The sequence below is a fragment of the Moorena sp. SIO4A1 genome (assembly GCF_010672065.1).
Taxonomy (GTDB): domain Bacteria; phylum Cyanobacteriota; class Cyanobacteriia; order Cyanobacteriales; family Coleofasciculaceae; genus Moorena.
Genome location: NZ_JAAHHX010000394.1, coordinates 1 through 1,975 on the forward strand (window position 1 = coordinate 1; position 1,975 = coordinate 1,975).

The window sequence follows — 1,975 nt, forward strand, 5'->3', positions numbered from 1 at the left end:
TGTATTAAGCATTTCTTTGATCTCTTCAACTGGCTTTCCTGTAGCAAGTACGCAATCAGCTACAGATATGTTACCACCATTATCCTTTGCGACTTGAAGGATAAGTTGGGTGTCATTCTTGACCTTTTGGTTATCGGCACTTGGAGCAATTACATCTGCGACGTTGACAACAACCTGCGGAGTGACCTGGTTGTTTGGTTGTGCGCCGCCATAGAGCGTCCTATACTTAAGATTTTTCTCTTCAACCATTCCTGGTATCATAGCTAAATCTACAAGTTGCCCAAATCCAAAAAAACCAAATGTAAATAACCAGATGGTTCCACTAACGTACTTACCAGTGTAAAAACGGTGGACGCCGAAAAAACCTAATAAACAGGTAAGCCATAAAAGGTAAGCTATTTCAGTTTTTCTCATGATTGAACTACTCCTTATCTAAATATCTGCTCGTTAATTAGTTCGTAGGGTGCGTTAGGGGCGGGCTTGCCCTCATGTTATCGGTAGCCAGTGTTGGCAGAGCCCGCATAGTTTTTGAGGTTATTAAAATCTGGCTTATTTTTCATAACCTAGTTGTAAATTAAATAGTTTCTATTTTTCTGGAGTAACCGACACATTCCGTAACTCAGTATTGAGAAAACCAGTGTAATAAGAGCTTTTCAAATGATTTATAAATTGGAGGACATCTATCTGTTTGACATCTAGTGAAACTCCCTTAAAAGTAATAATAGCTTCTATTGGTATATCCTTAATTAAGCTATTGTTGACATAACCATAACGGTTATTACTATATGTCCCCAATTCAACTTTTGTGGCTACATATTCTTTCCCTTGGTCAAGTAGTCTACTTCTTCCCTCACGGTGGTTGGAATACAAATGCAATTTAACATTTTCTTTGGTACTTGTGATTAAGATAGCGCAAATTATGGATTGAGTACTTGAATTTACATTGTAGGATTTTTGGCAACTTTTCAATTCATAGATAATACCTGACAGCTCAACTGATTGGGATGAAACTGGAGTCGGTTTAGATTCAGTAATTACTGAAGTTCTCGTAGCTTGCGATATTGTGTCAGGCTTACCAAGATTTTTAAGCGTTTTATTTTCAGTCTTGAGGTCTTCGATTCTTTCGTTTAGTTTATCCTTGTCTGTTTCCAAATCCTTGACTTTATCTTGGAGGTCTTTGACTTGTAGTTTCAGCTCCCTTGATTGTAAAGACTCATCATTAGTTAGTCCTACGAATTCCGGAAATTTAGCCACAATAACTTCTCGGAGTTTATACCCTCCAAAGGCAGATAATGGTGCTGTCAAAATCATTAGGATTAAGGCAAACTTAAAATAGTTTGTCCATTGCCGCATTTTCAATTCTCTATTCATTTGTTTACAAACCTCATCAATATCATTTTCAAGAAGTAGATCGGATAGTCCTAATTCCCTTAAACTATCCTTAACCGTTTCAATGGTGATTCTGCCTTCCAGCTCATTTTTACGTTTGGAAAGCCGTTCTACTAATCCTTGGAATTGTTCTTCGGTTAAGCTATTTTTGATCATTTGCTTTATTGACCTTAACTTGAGATTATTTATAGCTACCTTAAACTATTTATTTTTTGGTATTATCAGAAATCAATAATGGAGTTGCTCAGTTCTTCAGTAATGGTAGATGTCAAGAAAATTAGGGCTTGAGATTGGTAGAGATAATACCAATCAATTCGTTATTGATATCTGATTTACTTTACCAAACCAGTATTACACACAATTCTAACAATTTTAGTTAGTCTAAGTTAAATTCATCAAAGCTTTACATTTATGAGTTTTTATCATAAATACTTTGATAATAGATAATTTCGAACAGCTTATGAGTAAAGGATTTAAGGGATTTTTGTCCTAGTAAGTAGGAAGTATAAAGTAGGGCATGAGCAGTCAATGAAGTGGTCTGAAGCACTACCGAAGCTACATGAAGTAAATTAAGATTAATCTAGTA

At 35.6% G+C, this 1,975-nt stretch carries 2 protein-coding genes; both read right to left on the bottom strand.

Translation table 11 applies throughout. The features are described 5' to 3' along the window. Window positions 1-414, bottom strand: a 414-nt coding sequence (locus tag F6K53_RS38635) for an NINE protein (RefSeq protein ID WP_293085135.1), incomplete at its 3' end; no start/stop codon positions are given. A 171-nt stretch (window positions 415-585) separates the two neighbouring features. Beyond that, window positions 586-1,545 carry a hypothetical protein gene (locus F6K53_RS38640; RefSeq protein WP_293062045.1) on the bottom strand — a complete coding sequence of 320 codons (960 nt, stop codon included), beginning with the start codon at window positions 1,543-1,545 and terminating at the stop codon, window positions 586-588. Window positions 1,546-1,975: the final 430 nt, after the last annotated feature.